Consider the following 13499-nt stretch of genomic DNA (forward strand, 5'->3'; position numbering starts at 1 on the left):
GCGGTTATGGCCGACGCCTTTATTGAAGTTGAATTCGACGACCGCGCGGTGCAGCAGCTGTTGCGGCGCTTGGTCGATCTGACGGGCGATTTGGAGCCCGCTTTCGCGAATATCGGCGAATATTTGACGAGAAGCCATGACGAACGCTTTGGTCGACAGGTTGCGCCGGACGGCGAGCCGTGGGCGGAGTTGCTACCCAGCTACCAGGCGCGCAAGCCGAAAAACCAGGACAAGATCTTGACGCTGGAGGGCAATTTGCGCGGAACGCTGCATTATGAAGTCTCGGCCGATCAGCTGTTGTTCGGGACGGGTTCGAAGTACGGCGCCACGCACCAATACGGCGATCCGCGCCGGCATATTCCGGAGCGGCCGTTTTTGGGCCTATCGGATGACGATCGGGATGAGATTCTGGACATCATTCGCGATCATATCCAGGCCGCGCTGTGAGTTCTTCTATGTCTATGGAGGCGAGCGAGGCAAGGGCTGTTTTTGATCCGGGCTTGGTTCACTTCCTGAAAACCCAGCGTTTTGGGGATCGAATGCGCTGATTTTTTTATTTTCGCTCTGCGCAAATTATTTTTATTTTTCGTTCCGTTTTATCCCTCTTCATTTCGTTTCATTTCCATTTATCTCGCTTTTCCCCTTTCATTTATCTAATTTCTATTCATGTACCCCGTCTTAAACACCCACCAGACAAAAGTCAGGCAGAGGATCAGAAAGCCCGCTATCATGCCAATGCTCATGCCGACGTGTACATCGGCAACACCGTAAAAACTCCAGCGAAAGCCGCTGATCAAATACACCACGGGATTGAATAGCGTGATCTTCTGCCATAACGGGGGCAGCATCTTGATCGAATAGAATGCGCCGCCCAGGAAAGTCAGGGGCGTGACGACCAGCATCGGTACCACCTGGAGTTTCTGAAAATTATCGGCCCACAGCCCGATAATGAAGCCAAACAGACTGAAAGTCACCGCCGTCAGCAAGAGAAAGGCGATCATCCACCCCGGATGGGCGATTTCGTAGGGTACGAAAAGGCGCGCGGTGCCCAGAATGAGCAGGCCCAGCATCACCGACTTGGTCGCCGCTGCGCCCACATAACCGATCAGCACCTCGATCCAAGAAACCGGTGCCGAGAGCAGCTCATAAATCGTGCCCGACCACTTGGGCATGTAAATCCCGAACGAAGCATTGGCGATGCTTTCGTTCAGTAAATTCAGCATGACCAGCCCAGGGATAATGAAGGCACCATAACTGACGCTGTCGATGTCGCCCATGCGCGAACCGATGGCTTTGCCAAAGACGATGAAGTACAGCGAGGTGGTCAGCACAGGCGCGGCGATGCTTTCCGCCAGCGTACGAAAGGTGCGCGCCATTTCGAAATGGTAAATGGCCCGGATGCCGTAGAGGTTCATGTCTGCTCCTGCTTGGACTGATGTACCAGGCTGACGAAGATGTCTTCCAGTGAACTCTCGCGGGAGCGTAAGTCTTTGAAATCGATGCCGTGTTGATTGAGCGTGCGCAACAACGCGGCAATACCGCTTTCTTCTTTTTGGGCGTCGAAGCGATAAATCAGGGCATGCCCGTCGTCGGAGAGCGTTAACGGCCAAGCGTTGAGCCCGGCGGGAATGCGGGATAGGGGCTGCCGCAAAGTCAGGGTAAGCTGCTTCTTGCCAAGCTTGCGCATCAGTATTTCTTTGTCTTCCACCACGATCAATTCCCCTTGGTTGATGACGCCGATCCGATCGGCCATGTCTTCTGCTTCCTCGATGTAATGGGTAGTCAAAATGATCGTGGTACCCTGCGTCCGTAGTTTGCGTACCAGGCGCCACATGTCGTGGCGCAACTCCACATCCACGCCGGCGCTCGGCTCATCGAGGAACAAGATCGCCGGCTCATGCGCGAGGGCTTTGGCAATCAGCATGCGGCGTTTCATGCCGCCGGAAAGGGTCATGATTTTCGCGTTGCGCTTGTCCCACAGGGACAGATCGCGCAGGACTTTTTCCAGATAGACCGCGTCGGGTGACTTACCGAATAGCCCACGGCTAAATTTGACGGTGGCCCAGACCGACTCGAACGAATCCGTATGCAGTTCCTGTGGTACCAGGCCGATGGCGGCCCGCGCCGCGCGGTAGTCCCGCACGATATTGTACCCGTCGGCGAAGATGGTTCCGGACGTGGCTTTGACGATGCCGCAGATCAGGCTAATCAGTGTCGTCTTGCCGGCTCCATTGGGTCCGAGCAAGGCAAATATCTCGCCGCGTCGGATGTCCAGGTTGATGTGGTTGAGCGCCCGGAAACCGTCGGCATAGACCTTGTTAACGTCGCGCACGGAGAGGATGGGGGCGGAGCTATCGGTGGTCATGGGCGCGGATACGGGCATTTTTTTCATGGATGAATGTAAATCCCAGAGTCTATTGATTACCGAGGCGCGATCGGCACATCCTTGCGCCTCCCCCATTCGGCCCAGGAGCCGTCGAATAACGGAATCTTATGAATACCCGCCTGATACAGCGCCAGAAGCAAGACTGCCGCTGAAACACCCGAGCCGCAACTGGTCACTATTGGCTTGGAAGACTCTACCATTGTCGATGACAGGAGTTGTCTCAGTTGGTCAACCGGCCGTAATCGATGGTCATCCGGCCTGAACAAATGTTGATAGGGAATATTGAAGCTGCCAGGGATATGGCCCGGTTGAAGGCCGGGCTCATGCTGTGGCCGTTGACCCATAAAGCTGTCTGCGGAACGGGAGTCCAGAATTTGGGCGGAGCCTTGCTGTTGAATCTCACGCATCTGCGCTAAATCGGCAAGCAGTTCGGGGTGAAAGACGGCATGAAAGGCTTTATAGACCGGGGCTTTTCTTTTGTCAGTCAACGGAAACGCCAATTGCTTCCATCGGGTTAAACCGCCATCCAGGACTTTGACTTTGTCGTGCCCGAATACTCGGAACATCCACCAGGCGCGGGCCGAGGCAAAAAAGTGGTGACGGTCGTAAACGATTATCCAAGTCTGGTTATCGATACCCAACTGACCCACTTGACGCCCGAATTGTTCAGCACTGGGAAGAGTATGCGGAAGAGGATGAGTCTGGTCGGCAATGTCGTCGATGTCGAAAAACTGGGCGCCCTGGATATGCTGGCGGTGGTATTCTGCAAGAGCGCTCCGTTGCTGTCTCGGTAAAAAGTAGGTGGCGTCCAGGATGACCAAATCGGGACGATCAAGATGCTGGCGCAACCCTTCGCAACTGATTAAAGCGCTGTCGGTATCAAGTTCGGCATTGGTTGGAAGTGGGGGAATGCTCATGTTTTCACTTTATCATAAGAGTAACGGTCTTCGCCGAGATCCTTACTTTAAGGAAACTCTGAATAAGTGAGTTTTCCAGAATTGGGCCCCCTGCCGGGGTTAGGAGTCAAAACTGGCCGATTTTCTCCGAGCAACTGCTCCTTGATGGCCTTTTTCACCCTTCATCCCGGTTTTTACCAGGGCACGGAACGGACGTTCCCCTAGGAGGGCCTCATCGCCTCCCGGATGTGGTAAAGATTGCCGAGGGCAAACAGCAAATACAGTTGCTGCACATTCTTATAAAGTCCTCGGTAGCGCACGTGGGTATAACCGAATTGGCGCTTGACGATCCGGAAGGGGTGTTCGACCACGGCACGGCATGCAGCCGGCAGGCGGTTGTAAAGGGCTTGCTCCGCCGGTCCTTCTGACGCTTGAAAGGAAAAGCCCACGCCGGCTCATCCTGTTGACCTGCCGTCAGATTGCGGTTCTTGCGGGTATAGGCCCGGGCACCGCCGACAACTTTTTCTTCGCCGTGCAGCAACGCCTCGGCCATAGCCCCATCCGCCACTTTTGCGGTGGTTACCTCAACCGTATGCACCCGGCCCGACTCGGCATCGACTCCACTGTGCGCCTTCATGCCAAAGTGATAATTGTTTCCTTTCTTGGTCGAACTCATTTCAGCATCCCGTTTTCGCTATACAGTGGACAGTTTAAGTTCGAGCGTTATCTTTGACGCCGTGTTTCTGCTTCTGGCTGCGAACGGTGCCCCGGTATTGCTGGGTGCACTAGCGGGTTCCTATGCCATGAAGCCGATAGATGGCGGCCTTCGGTTAAGCGATGGTCATCCTTTGTTCGGCACGGCCAAAACATGGCGCGGCCTATTCGCCGCCTGTGCGGCAACGCCTGCGGCTGCTTATCTGTTGGGACAGGGTCCGCTTACCGGTCTATTATTCGCGGTCGGCACTCTGTGTGGCGATTTGTTGGCCAGTTTTTGCAAAAGGCGGTTAGGCATGGCCGAAGGCAGCCATGTGCGCGGCCTCGATACGGTGCCCGAGTCGCTTTTTCCGCTGTTAATGGTAAAATCGAGCCTGGGCATCGGCTGGCTTGAAATCGTGATTTCAGTGGGTGCTTTTTACTTGATTGAAGAATGGCTTTCGCCTGTTTTGGTCAAATGGCGTTTGCGTAAACACCCGTAGTTCTTCCGCGGTGCGGAGAGTATGAATAAACCGGGCCTGAAGGTCTTAACTTACAATATCCACAAGGGCTTTAATCCGGGCAATCGGCGCTTCGTTCTGCATCAGATGAAAGAAGCCTTGGAAGAGGCGGGAGCCGACCTGTTGTTTCTGCAGGAAATGCAGGGAGAGCACCATCTTCATGCGCTGGAAGTCGAAGACTGGCCGGCGATTTCGCAATTCGAGTTTATCGCCGAAGGCGTATGGCCGTTTTATATTTACGGCAAGAACGCAGTGTACAAGACAGGTCACCACGGCAACGCGATTTTGAGCCGTTTTCCGTTCGTCAACTGGGAAAACATCAATGTTTCGCCGTTTCCGTGGGCCAGCCGGAGCATGCTGCACGGCGTGATCCGTATGCCGGACACGGACGAGGAGGTGCATATCGTGTGCATACATTTCGGATTGACCAGCCGCGAGCGGCGCGCGCAGCTTGACCGATTGAGCGAGCGGATCGATCAATATGTACCGCATCACGCGCCGCTGATCGTCGCCGGCGACTTCAACGACTGGCTTAGCCAGGCGGAGCGGCATTTTGAACGGCACCTCGGGCTGAAAGAGGTTTTTCATGTGACGCATGGCGATTATGCGCGGACTTTTCCGTGTTGGATGCCACTTTTGCCGATGGACCGGATTTATTTCCGCGGATTGACTCCGGTCGGGTGCGAACGTCTGGCGGGCGCGCCATGGCGCAGGCTTTCCGATCATGCCCCGTTGGCGGCGTCATTTAGCTTATGAACGGCAATCAACCTTTTTTCCGGTCCTTATGGACTCTTCCCAATCTGCTGACCTGCTTCCGCTTCGTCGCGGCGCCCGGCTTGCTGGCTTTTGCCTGGTCCGGCCATGACCGGGCTTTCATAAGTCTTCTGGCGCTGGTTTTTCTGAGCGACGTACTGGACGGATTTGCGGCCCGCCTGACCGGGCAGGTGACCGAATTCGGTGCCACGCTCGACAGTTTTGCCGATTTGCTGACCTATATGACGATCGCGGTCTGCAGCTTCTGGCTATGGCCCGATCTGGTCATGCGCGAATGGCTGTATGTCCTGATGATCGTCGGCAGTTGCATTGCCCCGCCTGCAGCCGGCATGATCAAGTTCGGCAGGCTCACCAGTTACCATACCTGGCTGGTCAAGGCGGCCGCGGTAGTGGTCGGCGTTTCTCTGTTCATTCTGTTTTTGGGCGGCACCGTCTGGCCGCTCAGGATCGCGGCTTTCGTCTCGCTGACTGCGGCGCTTGAGGAAATCACCATTACTTTATTGTTGCCGTCGCCCGAATCGAATGTGCGTTCGCTTTGGAATGTGCTGCAAAAACGCCAGTCCTGACCTTGGCGGCGGAAATTATTCGCTTCCGGCCCGCCAATATTTCTTATCCAGTTCCCGATACGTTTTTATGGTGAGGCCGTGTGCGGACAGATCGGCCAGAATGGCCCCGCTGTCGGCGCTCTTTAGCCATTTTGCCCCGATTTTCTGGTAGCGCGCGAGTACGCCAGCGTGGGGATGGCCGAATTGGTTCCGGTAGCCTGCGGGAATCAAGACATATCGAGGTTTTACAGTCTCTAAAAATGCCTGGGTCGAAGACGTTTTGCTGCCGTGATGGGGGGCGACCAGAATGTCTGCGCGCAAGGCAGACCCGTAGCGGTCGACCAGCCGGGATTCCGCGGCGGCTTCGATATCGCCGGCCAACAGAATGGCGCCGTTTCGGGAGCGGATTTTCAACACGCAGGAATTATTGTTGTCGGTTGCCGGGTCGAGCCGTTCGGGTGCGAGCATCGTAAAGTCCACCTCATCCCATCGCCAGCTTTGCCCTGCCTTGCAGAGGGCAGGCGCATATTCGGCCAGGCCCTCCGGCGCGCCGGTCAGGAGGTGTGCGACAGGCAGCGCGCGCAAAATCGAGCGCGCGCCGCCGATATGATCGTTATCGCCGTGGCTGACGATTAGTGTGTCGATCTTGTTTGCCCCCCGGCTGTGTAGATACGGCAGTACCACGTTGCGCCCCATATCGCTCTCGGGAGAAAACTGCGGGCCGGTGTCGTACACCAGCCAGTGGCCGGCGGTTTGTATGCCGACCGCAAGTCCCTGGCCGACATCGAGCAGGGTCATCCTGATTTCGCCTACCGCCGGCCGGGCGGGGGCAGTGAAAATCAGCGGCGCTATCATTATCACGCCCAACCAGCGCGAAGGCGTTCCGAACGGCGCGAGCAGCCAGAAGGCGCCTGGTATCGCGGTCAGCAGCGCCCAGTAGGGAGGCGCGGAATGGCTGAGGGTTGCGGCCGGAATTTGCGCCATTAAATTGAGCAGCCACATCAAGCTCCGCAAGATATAGTCGGCCGGCAACAGCAACAGGCCGGCGAGCGTCGAGGATAGCGGCAGGAGCAACAGGCCGAGGAGGGCCAAAGGCAACACGGCCAGGCTGATCACCGGCACGGCCAGGAGATTCGCGAACGGCGCGATAAAAGTGATTTGCTGGAAAAAGAACAACAGGAAAGGCGCAAGCCCGAGCGATGTGACCCCATGTAATTTGACCGCCGCGCCGAAAGGTTTCGGTTTGGCCAGGCGGCCCGCGACCGCAAACAGGATCAGTCCGACCGCAAAGAATGAGAGCCAGAAGCCGGTCGATAGGACCGCGAGAGGATCGAGGATCAGTACCCCGAGTAAAGCGGCGGCAAGGGTATCGATGGGCCTGCTGTTCCTCTGCCCGATCACCGACGCCATCGCGATGGCCAGCATGATCAGCGCACGTTGCGCGGGGACCGCAAAACCGGCGAGAAACGTATAAAACACGGCCGCAATTAGTGCTACGAGCGCCGCGATTCTTGGCGGCGGCCAGCGCAACACGCCGGTCAGGGCCCAGCCTTTGAGCGCCAGAAAATAGACAAAGCCCGCGATCAGTCCGATATGCGAACCGGAAATCACGATCAGATGCGTCGTTCCGGTTTTTCTGAAAATATCCCATTGCGCTTGCGTGATCCGGCTGCCGTCGCCGATCATCAGTGCCTGCAGCAGCGCGAGGCTGGGCGAGCCGGTCAACAGTCCGTTCAGCCGGTCGGCGATCTTTTGTCTCAAGCCGGGCACATTGGCGTAGGCGGCTTCTTTGATCAACACGGGTGGCGGGCGGGTTCGCACGTAACCGGTGGCGCCGATGCCTTCGGTAAACAGCCAGCGCTCGTAGTCGAAACCGCCCGGATTGAGGGTGCCGTGCGGGCGTTTCAGTTTGACCGTAAAAGTCCAGGTTTGTCCGGCTTTCACCGGGCGATCCGGTCGATACCAGGTGAGCCGGATCCGCGAAGGGAATTCCGGCGGCGACTCGGCGATCGCGAAATCGAAGCGTAAGTTTTTATCCCCTACGTCAGGCAGGTTGGCGATCCGTCCGGTGATTCTCAGATCGGTGCCTTCCAGCGCCTGAGGCAGCCGGTCGTGTAAACGGATCAGCGCGAAACCGGTTCCCCAGAACAACCCTGACAGGATGAATGCCACGACCCAATGGCGCCGCCATAACGCAAAGCCGAATACGGGCACGAGGAACAAGAGATAGCCCGCCCCGGTCATATCGGGGAGTTGCTGGACCAGCATAACCCCTATCAAATAGCTGATCGCCGCGATGATCATAAGGCTGTCGGCAATATTTTTTTAGCGCAATTAAAAAACTGTTACACTTAAGCCATGCCTGACAGGGGGCCTTTTCCGCCCTGCACGGGCGCTCTCAGGCATCAGCTGCATTCTCTAGGCATTATGGCAAAACAATTGGTAAAACGGCTTCTGGACAAGCTCGTTCCCGATCACGACGTGATCAAGCGACATAAGCACTTGCAGTTTCTGGGCGACAGTCTGCACGAACCGAATCTGTGGCATTTGAACAGGCACTCGGTCGCAAAGGCTTTTGCGATCGGCCTGTTTTTCGCCTGGGTTCCGCTGCCGGCGCAAATGGTGTTTGCTGCGGCCGCCGCTATTTATTTCCGTTCGAATATCCCTTTATCGGTGGCGCTGGTCTGGGTGACCAATCCGATTACGATGCCGCCTTTGTTTTATTTCGCCTACCGGGTCGGGCTATTATTCATGAATACGCCGGCCACCGAGCAGAGCGCCGATTTTTCGGTCGGCAATATGCTCTCCGAGTTGGGAGAGGTCTGGCAGCCGTTCCTGTTGGGTTGCCTGATACTGGGCGTGATTTCTTCAGCCGCCGGCTATTTCGGCATCCACTATTTTTGGCGGGCCCATATCACCAAAAAATGGACCGATAGAAAAAAAAGAGCGGATCGCATCCGGCCTTTCCAGTGCACTTACTGGCGCAAGTCATAGAAAAAGGTTTTGCGTAATCGCCGCTGTGCCTACCGGATAAAATAAGCGGTCTGGATTTTGAGGTATGACCCCTTCTCCAGCCTGGAGAAGGGGATCAACGGCGTGACCGTTTTAAGAAACGATCAAACCGTCTTCCATGTGCAGTACTCGGCCGATCTTCGAAGCCAGCTCATGATCGTGCGTAACGACCAGGAAGCTGACGTTCATTTCCTGATTCAATTCCAGCATCAATTCGTAAACCTGATGGGCGGTTTTGCTGTCCAGGTTACCGGTCGGTTCGTCCGCCATGACCAGTGCGGGCTTGTTGATCAAGGCTCGGGCAATTGCGGCGCGCTGCCTTTCGCCGCCCGACAATTCGCCCGGCTTGTGCTCGATCCGGTGGCCGAGTCCGACGCGCCTGATCAGTTCCACGGCGTTTTCGGACGCTTCCTTGACCGTTTTTCCGCCGATCAACTGCGGCATCGCGACGTTTTCCAGGACGGTGAATTCGCCGAGCAGGTGATGGGATTGGTAGACGAAGCCGAGCGCGCGGTTTCTAAGCTTCGCCAAGCCCGAGGAACCGATTTTGTTGATGTCGATGTTGTCCAGCACCACTTGGCCGCCGCTGGGTTTTTCGAGTCCGCCCAACAGATGCAGCAAAGTGCTCTTGCCGGACCCCGAGGCGCCCATGATGGCGACGCGCTCGCCCACGCCGATCGTCAAATCCACGCCGCGCAGGACTTCGACGTCCAGCTCGCCCTGGGTGTAACGCTTGGTCAATTGCCGGCATTCGAGTATCGCGGTGTTATTCATAGCGCAAGACCTCCGCAGGGTTGACTTTGGCGGCCTGCCAGGCGGGGTACAGCGTGGCGAGCAGGGAAAGCAAAAAAGCCATTCCGGCGATCGCGTAGACGTCGGTCAGCACCAGTTTGGAGGGCAATTCGCTGATGTAATACACGTCGGCCGGTAAAAAGTTGACCTGAAAAAAGGTCTCGATCTTGCGCACGATAGTGCTCGCATTCAAGGCCAGCGTAATACCGCCGAGCGTGCCGATCGCCGTGCCGGTCACCCCGATGATCGTACCGAGCACCACAAAAATGCCCATCACCGCGCGCGAAGTCAGGCCCTGGGTTTTCAGGATCGCGATGTCGCCGCGCTTGTCGGTGACCACCATCACCAGCGTCGAGACGATATTGAAGGCGGCGACCGCCACGATCAGCAACAGAATGATGAACATCACCCGTTTCTCGGTCTGCACCGCACGGAAAAAGTTGCTGTGGGCCTGTGTCCAGTCGCTGACCACGTACTCGCCGTAGAACTCTGAGGCCAGTTCACGGGTAATCCTGGGCGCGTTGAAAATTTCGTCGAGTTTGATCCGCAGGCCGGAAACGGCTGTATCCATCCGATACAGTTTGGCCGCATCGTCGAGATGGATCAGCGCCATGTTGCGGTCGTATTCGTACATGCCGACCTTGAAGAGGCCGGTGACGGTGAAGCGGCGCATGCGCGGCAGTATGCCTGCCGGCGTCGAATTGATCTGCGGGCTGATCACGGTGATCTTGTCGCCGACGATCACGCCGAGATAGTTGGCCAGTTCCGCGCCGAGCACGATGTTGTAGCTGCCAGCGGTTAAATCGGACAGCCTGCCCTCCACCATGTTCGCACCGACTTTGGAAACCTTGTTTTCATAATCGGGCAGGATGCCGTTCAGCATCGTGCCGCTGACGCGGCGGTCGGCGTTGATCATCACCTGACCGCTGATAAACGGGGCAACGCCTTCGACATGCGGTTGATTCTTGATTTTCGCCTCCGCCTCCGGCCAATTGTCGAGTTGGCCGTTCAGCCCGGTGACCGTGGCATGCGAAGTCATGCCGAGGATTCGTTCGCGCAGCTCGGCTTCGAAGCCATTCATTACCGACAGTACGGTAATCAGCGCGGTGACGCCGAGCGCAATCCCGAATACGGACGTGAGCGTAATGAAGGAAATGAATTGCGTTCGGCGTTTGGCACGCGTGTAGCGCAAGCCGATATAAAATATCAGTGGTTTGAACATGAAGTTGGGCGAGAGGTGGGAAAATCAGGATTTTTTGCAGTTCGGACAATAACCGTACAAGTAGAGGCCGTGGTCGGTCAGCTTGTAACCCATCCGTTCGGCAATCTCTTTCTGGCGGTTTTCGATCACCTCGTCCGAAAATTCATCGACTTTGCCGCATTTGATGCACATGATATGGTCGTGATGGTCGCCGCTGGCCAATTCGAAGACCGAGTTGCCGCCTTCGAAATGGTGGCGGGTGACGAGGCCCGCCGCTTCGAACTGGGTCAACACGCGGTAAACGGTGGCCAGGCCGATTTCCTCATCCTCGCTGAGCAAGATTTTATAGACCTGCTCCGCGGTCAAATGGCGGTCATTGACTTGATTTTCCAGGATTTGGAGTATTTTGATCCGAGGCAGCGTCACCTTCAGGCCGGCGTTTCTTAAATCATGCGATTCCACTAGTTATCTCCGATAGAGCCGAGATCAGCCGTTTTTCCATTGCAATTGGCCATTGTAGCCTTTTTTGACCGTGAATGGGATGAGAAGTTGAAGGCGGTAGGGCCTTATTAATAAAGGCGAATAGGATTATTTTTTGACATCAGGTATGATGCAGCATTTTTCTATGATACCCGAGATTCATGCGTAAGTTTTTACTTTATTTTACGCTGCTGGCCGGAATGGCGGTTGCTTCCTGTTCGACGGTTTTAAATAATCTGCCCGGCGTCTACAGGGTCGATGTGCAACAGGGCAATATCGTGGATCAGTCGATGGTGGACCAGCTCAGGCCCGGGATGAGCAAGCGTCAGGTGCTTTATATCATGGGGTCTCCGATGTTGAAGGAATCCTTTCGCGAGAACCGATGGGAATATCTTTATTCGAATCAGCCCGGCGGCGAACCGCGGCAACAGAAGAGGCTCATCTTGATTTTTGAAGGTGACAGCGTAGTCGGCTTGCAAGGCGATTTCAAACCGAGCAAATTGCCGGTGCTCAAGCCTTCTCCCGACGCGACCGTGGAGGTGCCGAAACGGAATCTCGACGAAAGTTTATGGGGAACCATCAAGGGATGGTTCGGCACGGATAAGTCTGCCGCCGCATCGCAGCAGGAAAGCGAGAAGGAGAACGCGCCCGCGGAGGAATCGAAAAGCTTATGGGAAAGTTTGACCGGCTGGATGCGTTCGGATGAAGGCGATGAACCGCAGAAAGGCGAAGGGCAGGGCGTCACTCCGGCTGACGCGGAAGGTGAATGATGGTGTTTCCCCTGACTGGCCGAGCCGGGATGTCGAAAAAATCGAGGCTCCTTCGCTTTAAGCCCTCCCTTTCCAAATGCGATTACAACCGTTGAGGAAGGTCTCGAGATGGCGGAGCGGATGGTTTTTATCGACGCGCTTCCAGCCTATCTTGTCGGAAATTTCGGGGAAATCAAATTTCGATTTTTAAGGGGGAAGCCGAATTTTGATCCTGGCGTTTCCGCCGGATTGCGAAGGTGAAAACGACGCTCCCTCCCTAATTTGCCTGCCCTGTGAGGATTTCCATAAAAGCCGGCCTCTAAGGCAATCGAGCGTAATGCAATCATCGATGTTTATGCCGGTCTAACCCATGTCCTTATACACAAGTCCGTCATTCCGGCAAAGCCTGCCCCCGGTCAGGGATTTCCGGAATCCAGGTTACAGGGATGTTTTGAACTTGCCATCCCTGGCGCTGGATACCCGCTTCCCGGCGGGTATGACGGCATTTATGTATAGGGGCATGGGTCTATAACCGGTCGGTTGCTATAAATTAAGGAGGAATGATCATGCCGAATCCTATCCTGACGATTAGCCCGGTGATCGAGCATCGGGGCGTTAGCGTGCCGACTTTTCTTTACGGCACGGCCTGGAAAGAGAATGCAACCGAACGGCTGGTCGCTTTGGCGCTCGAATCCGGCTTCCTGGGAATCGATACGGCGAATCAGCGCCGCCATTATTTCGAGGAGGGCGTCGGAGAAGCGGTCGGTCGGGCATTGGCTTCGGGGAAACTGCAACGCACCGGCCTGTTCCTGCAGAGCAAATTCACCTATGTTTCGAGCCAGGATCATCGGTTGCCTTACGATTCGCAGGCCAGTTACGCGGTGCAGGTGGAGCAATCCTTGCAGAGTTCGCTAGCGCACCTGCATACCGATTATCTGGATTCCTACCTGTTGCATGGGCCGGCTTCCGGCCGGGGTTTGACTTCGGCCGACTGGGAAGCCTGGGGTGCAATGGAAAACCTGCAGGAATCCGGCCGGGTCAGGCTGATCGGCGTCTCCAACTTTTCGCTCGAACAATTGCAACTGCTGCTCAAGAACGCCGATATCAAGCCTGCATTCGTACAAAACCGCTGCTTTGCGCGCACGGGATGGGATGCGGAAATCCGGGCGCTGTGCCGCGCGCACGGCATTACTTACCAGGGCTTTTCCCTTTTGACCGCGAACCTGGCAGCGTTAGGGCGGCGCGAAATGCGGGAAATCGCCGAACGCCATGGCTGCACGGTCGAACAGGCGGTGTTCCGGTTTGTACTGCAGGTCGGGATGATTCCGCTGACCGGTACGGCCGACCCGCAACACATGATCGAGGATCTGGCGGTCTACCGGCTTGAGCTTGCCGACGAAGAAATCGAGCTGATCAAGCGTATCGCGTTTTAGAACCGGATAACCCGCGT

Annotated in this window: 14 protein-coding genes and 1 pseudogene; 7 read left to right on the forward strand and 8 right to left on the reverse strand. The window is 56.1% G+C overall.

Annotation, left to right across the window (positions count from 1 at the left end; genetic code table 11):
* Nucleotides 1-6 precede the first annotated feature (6 nt).
* Entirely contained in the window at nt 7-447 is a 441-nt protein-coding gene (locus CC94_RS0113780; RefSeq protein ID WP_031431307.1) for a phage virion morphogenesis protein, read from the forward strand.
* Nucleotides 448-653: 206 nt separating this feature from the next.
* Here the strand turns inward: CC94_RS0113780 and CC94_RS0113790 are convergent, their stop codons facing one another.
* The 4 genes and pseudogenes from CC94_RS0113790 to CC94_RS24785 all read right to left on the reverse strand — a co-directional run.
* Entirely contained in the window at nt 654-1415 is a 762-nt protein-coding gene (locus tag CC94_RS0113790) for an ABC transporter permease (protein ID WP_031431308.1), read from the reverse strand.
* Nucleotides 1412-2392 (reverse strand): ABC transporter ATP-binding protein, encoded by a 981-nt coding sequence (locus CC94_RS0113795; RefSeq protein ID WP_425411954.1) that lies wholly within the window; start codon nt 2390-2392, stop codon nt 1412-1414. Before CC94_RS0113795 ends, CC94_RS0113790 begins: the two co-directional genes overlap by 4 nt.
* Before the next feature lie 29 nt (nt 2393-2421).
* Entirely contained in the window at nt 2422-3303 is an 882-nt protein-coding gene (gene sseA, locus CC94_RS0113800) for a 3-mercaptopyruvate sulfurtransferase (RefSeq protein ID WP_005370725.1), read from the reverse strand.
* 200 nt (nt 3304-3503) lie between these two features.
* Nucleotides 3504-3973 (reverse strand): annotated as a pseudogene (locus CC94_RS24785) (transposase); the annotation flags it as partial.
* Between CC94_RS24785 and CC94_RS0113810 the strand changes: the two are divergent.
* Genes CC94_RS0113810 through CC94_RS0113820 form a run of 3 tightly spaced genes read left to right on the forward strand, consistent with a single transcriptional unit; the run spans nt 3945 to nt 5836 of the window.
* Nucleotides 3945-4478 carry a CDP-archaeol synthase gene (locus CC94_RS0113810; RefSeq protein ID WP_245549484.1) on the forward strand — a complete coding sequence of 178 codons (534 nt, stop codon included), beginning with the start codon at nt 3945-3947 and terminating at the stop codon, nt 4476-4478. The pseudogene CC94_RS24785 and the gene CC94_RS0113810 sit on opposite strands and share 29 nt — an antisense overlap.
* A 21-nt stretch (nt 4479-4499) precedes the next feature.
* Nucleotides 4500-5252, forward strand: a complete 753-nt coding sequence (locus tag CC94_RS0113815; protein ID WP_031431315.1) for an endonuclease/exonuclease/phosphatase family protein — start codon at nt 4500-4502, stop codon at nt 5250-5252.
* Complete coding sequence (locus CC94_RS0113820) at nt 5249-5836, forward strand: CDP-alcohol phosphatidyltransferase family protein (protein ID WP_005370728.1); 588 nt, start codon at nt 5249-5251, stop codon at nt 5834-5836. The genes CC94_RS0113815 and CC94_RS0113820 overlap by 4 nt, the downstream gene beginning before the upstream one ends.
* Nucleotides 5837-5851: 15 nt before the next feature.
* Here the strand turns inward: CC94_RS0113820 and CC94_RS0113825 are convergent, their stop codons facing one another.
* Nucleotides 5852-8119 carry a DNA internalization-related competence protein ComEC/Rec2 gene (locus tag CC94_RS0113825; protein ID WP_005370729.1) on the reverse strand — a complete coding sequence of 756 codons (2268 nt, stop codon included), beginning with the start codon at nt 8117-8119 and terminating at the stop codon, nt 5852-5854.
* Nucleotides 8120-8242: 123 nt separating this feature from the next.
* On the opposite strand from CC94_RS0113825, the gene CC94_RS0113830 reads away from it, so the two are divergent.
* Nucleotides 8243-8809, forward strand: a complete 567-nt coding sequence (locus CC94_RS0113830) for a DUF2062 domain-containing protein (protein ID WP_157203443.1) — start codon at nt 8243-8245, stop codon at nt 8807-8809.
* Between the two features lie 111 nt (nt 8810-8920).
* Here the strand turns inward: CC94_RS0113830 and lolD are convergent, their stop codons facing one another.
* From lolD to fur, 3 genes are read right to left on the reverse strand one after another with little or no spacing between them, the layout of a single operon-like run.
* The gene (lolD, locus tag CC94_RS0113835; protein ID WP_005370731.1) at nt 8921-9601 is read right to left on the reverse strand and encodes a lipoprotein-releasing ABC transporter ATP-binding protein LolD; all 681 of its coding nucleotides are present in this window, start codon (nt 9599-9601) and stop codon (nt 8921-8923) included.
* Nucleotides 9594-10841, reverse strand: coding sequence for a lipoprotein-releasing ABC transporter permease subunit (locus CC94_RS0113840; protein WP_005370732.1), 1248 nt, complete (start codon nt 10839-10841; stop codon nt 9594-9596). The genes lolD and CC94_RS0113840 overlap by 8 nt, the downstream gene beginning before the upstream one ends.
* Before the next feature lie 24 nt (nt 10842-10865).
* Nucleotides 10866-11282: a ferric iron uptake transcriptional regulator gene (gene fur, locus CC94_RS0113845; protein ID WP_005370733.1), complete on the reverse strand. Its 417-nt coding sequence runs from the start codon at nt 11280-11282 to the stop codon at nt 10866-10868.
* 179 nt (nt 11283-11461) lie between these two features.
* Here fur and CC94_RS0113850 point away from each other — a divergent pair, with 179 nt between their 5' ends.
* Both CC94_RS0113850 and CC94_RS0113855 read left to right on the forward strand, forming a co-directional pair.
* The gene (locus CC94_RS0113850) at nt 11462-12070 is read left to right on the forward strand and encodes an outer membrane protein assembly factor BamE (RefSeq protein ID WP_005370734.1); all 609 of its coding nucleotides are present in this window, start codon (nt 11462-11464) and stop codon (nt 12068-12070) included.
* Nucleotides 12071-12615: 545 nt separating this feature from the next.
* The gene (locus tag CC94_RS0113855; protein WP_005370735.1) at nt 12616-13482 is read left to right on the forward strand and encodes an aldo/keto reductase family protein; all 867 of its coding nucleotides are present in this window, start codon (nt 12616-12618) and stop codon (nt 13480-13482) included.
* Nucleotides 13483-13499 lie beyond the last annotated feature (17 nt).

Source organism: Methylomicrobium agile (assembly GCF_000733855.1).
Taxonomy (GTDB): Bacteria; Pseudomonadota; Gammaproteobacteria; order Methylococcales; family Methylomonadaceae; genus Methylomicrobium; species Methylomicrobium agile.

What these genes read in the sequence shown, in the direction of transcription:
- CC94_RS0113780 (WP_031431307.1), top strand. Translation starts at nt 7, where the DNA reads ATGGCCGACGCCTTTATTGAAGTTGAATTCGACGACCGCGCGGTGCAG.
- CC94_RS0113790 (WP_031431308.1), bottom strand. Translation starts at nt 1,415, where the DNA reads ATGAACCTCTACGGCATCCGGGCCATTTACCATTTCGAAATGGCGCGC.
- CC94_RS0113795 (WP_425411954.1), bottom strand. Translation starts at nt 2,392, where the DNA reads ATGAAAAAAATGCCCGTATCCGCGCCCATGACCACCGATAGCTCCGCC.
- sseA (WP_005370725.1), bottom strand. Translation starts at nt 3,303, where the DNA reads ATGAGCATTCCCCCACTTCCAACCAATGCCGAACTTGATACCGACAGC.
- CC94_RS0113815 (WP_031431315.1), top strand. Translation starts at nt 4,500, where the DNA reads ATGAATAAACCGGGCCTGAAGGTCTTAACTTACAATATCCACAAGGGC.
- CC94_RS0113820 (WP_005370728.1), top strand. Translation starts at nt 5,249, where the DNA reads ATGAACGGCAATCAACCTTTTTTCCGGTCCTTATGGACTCTTCCCAAT.
- CC94_RS0113825 (WP_005370729.1), bottom strand. Translation starts at nt 8,119, where the DNA reads ATGATCATCGCGGCGATCAGCTATTTGATAGGGGTTATGCTGGTCCAG.
- CC94_RS0113830 (WP_157203443.1), top strand. Translation starts at nt 8,243, where the DNA reads ATGGCAAAACAATTGGTAAAACGGCTTCTGGACAAGCTCGTTCCCGAT.
- lolD (WP_005370731.1), bottom strand. Translation starts at nt 9,601, where the DNA reads ATGAATAACACCGCGATACTCGAATGCCGGCAATTGACCAAGCGTTAC.
- CC94_RS0113840 (WP_005370732.1), bottom strand. Translation starts at nt 10,841, where the DNA reads ATGTTCAAACCACTGATATTTTATATCGGCTTGCGCTACACGCGTGCC.
- CC94_RS0113850 (WP_005370734.1), top strand. Translation starts at nt 11,462, where the DNA reads ATGCGTAAGTTTTTACTTTATTTTACGCTGCTGGCCGGAATGGCGGTT.
- CC94_RS0113855 (WP_005370735.1), top strand. Translation starts at nt 12,616, where the DNA reads ATGCCGAATCCTATCCTGACGATTAGCCCGGTGATCGAGCATCGGGGC.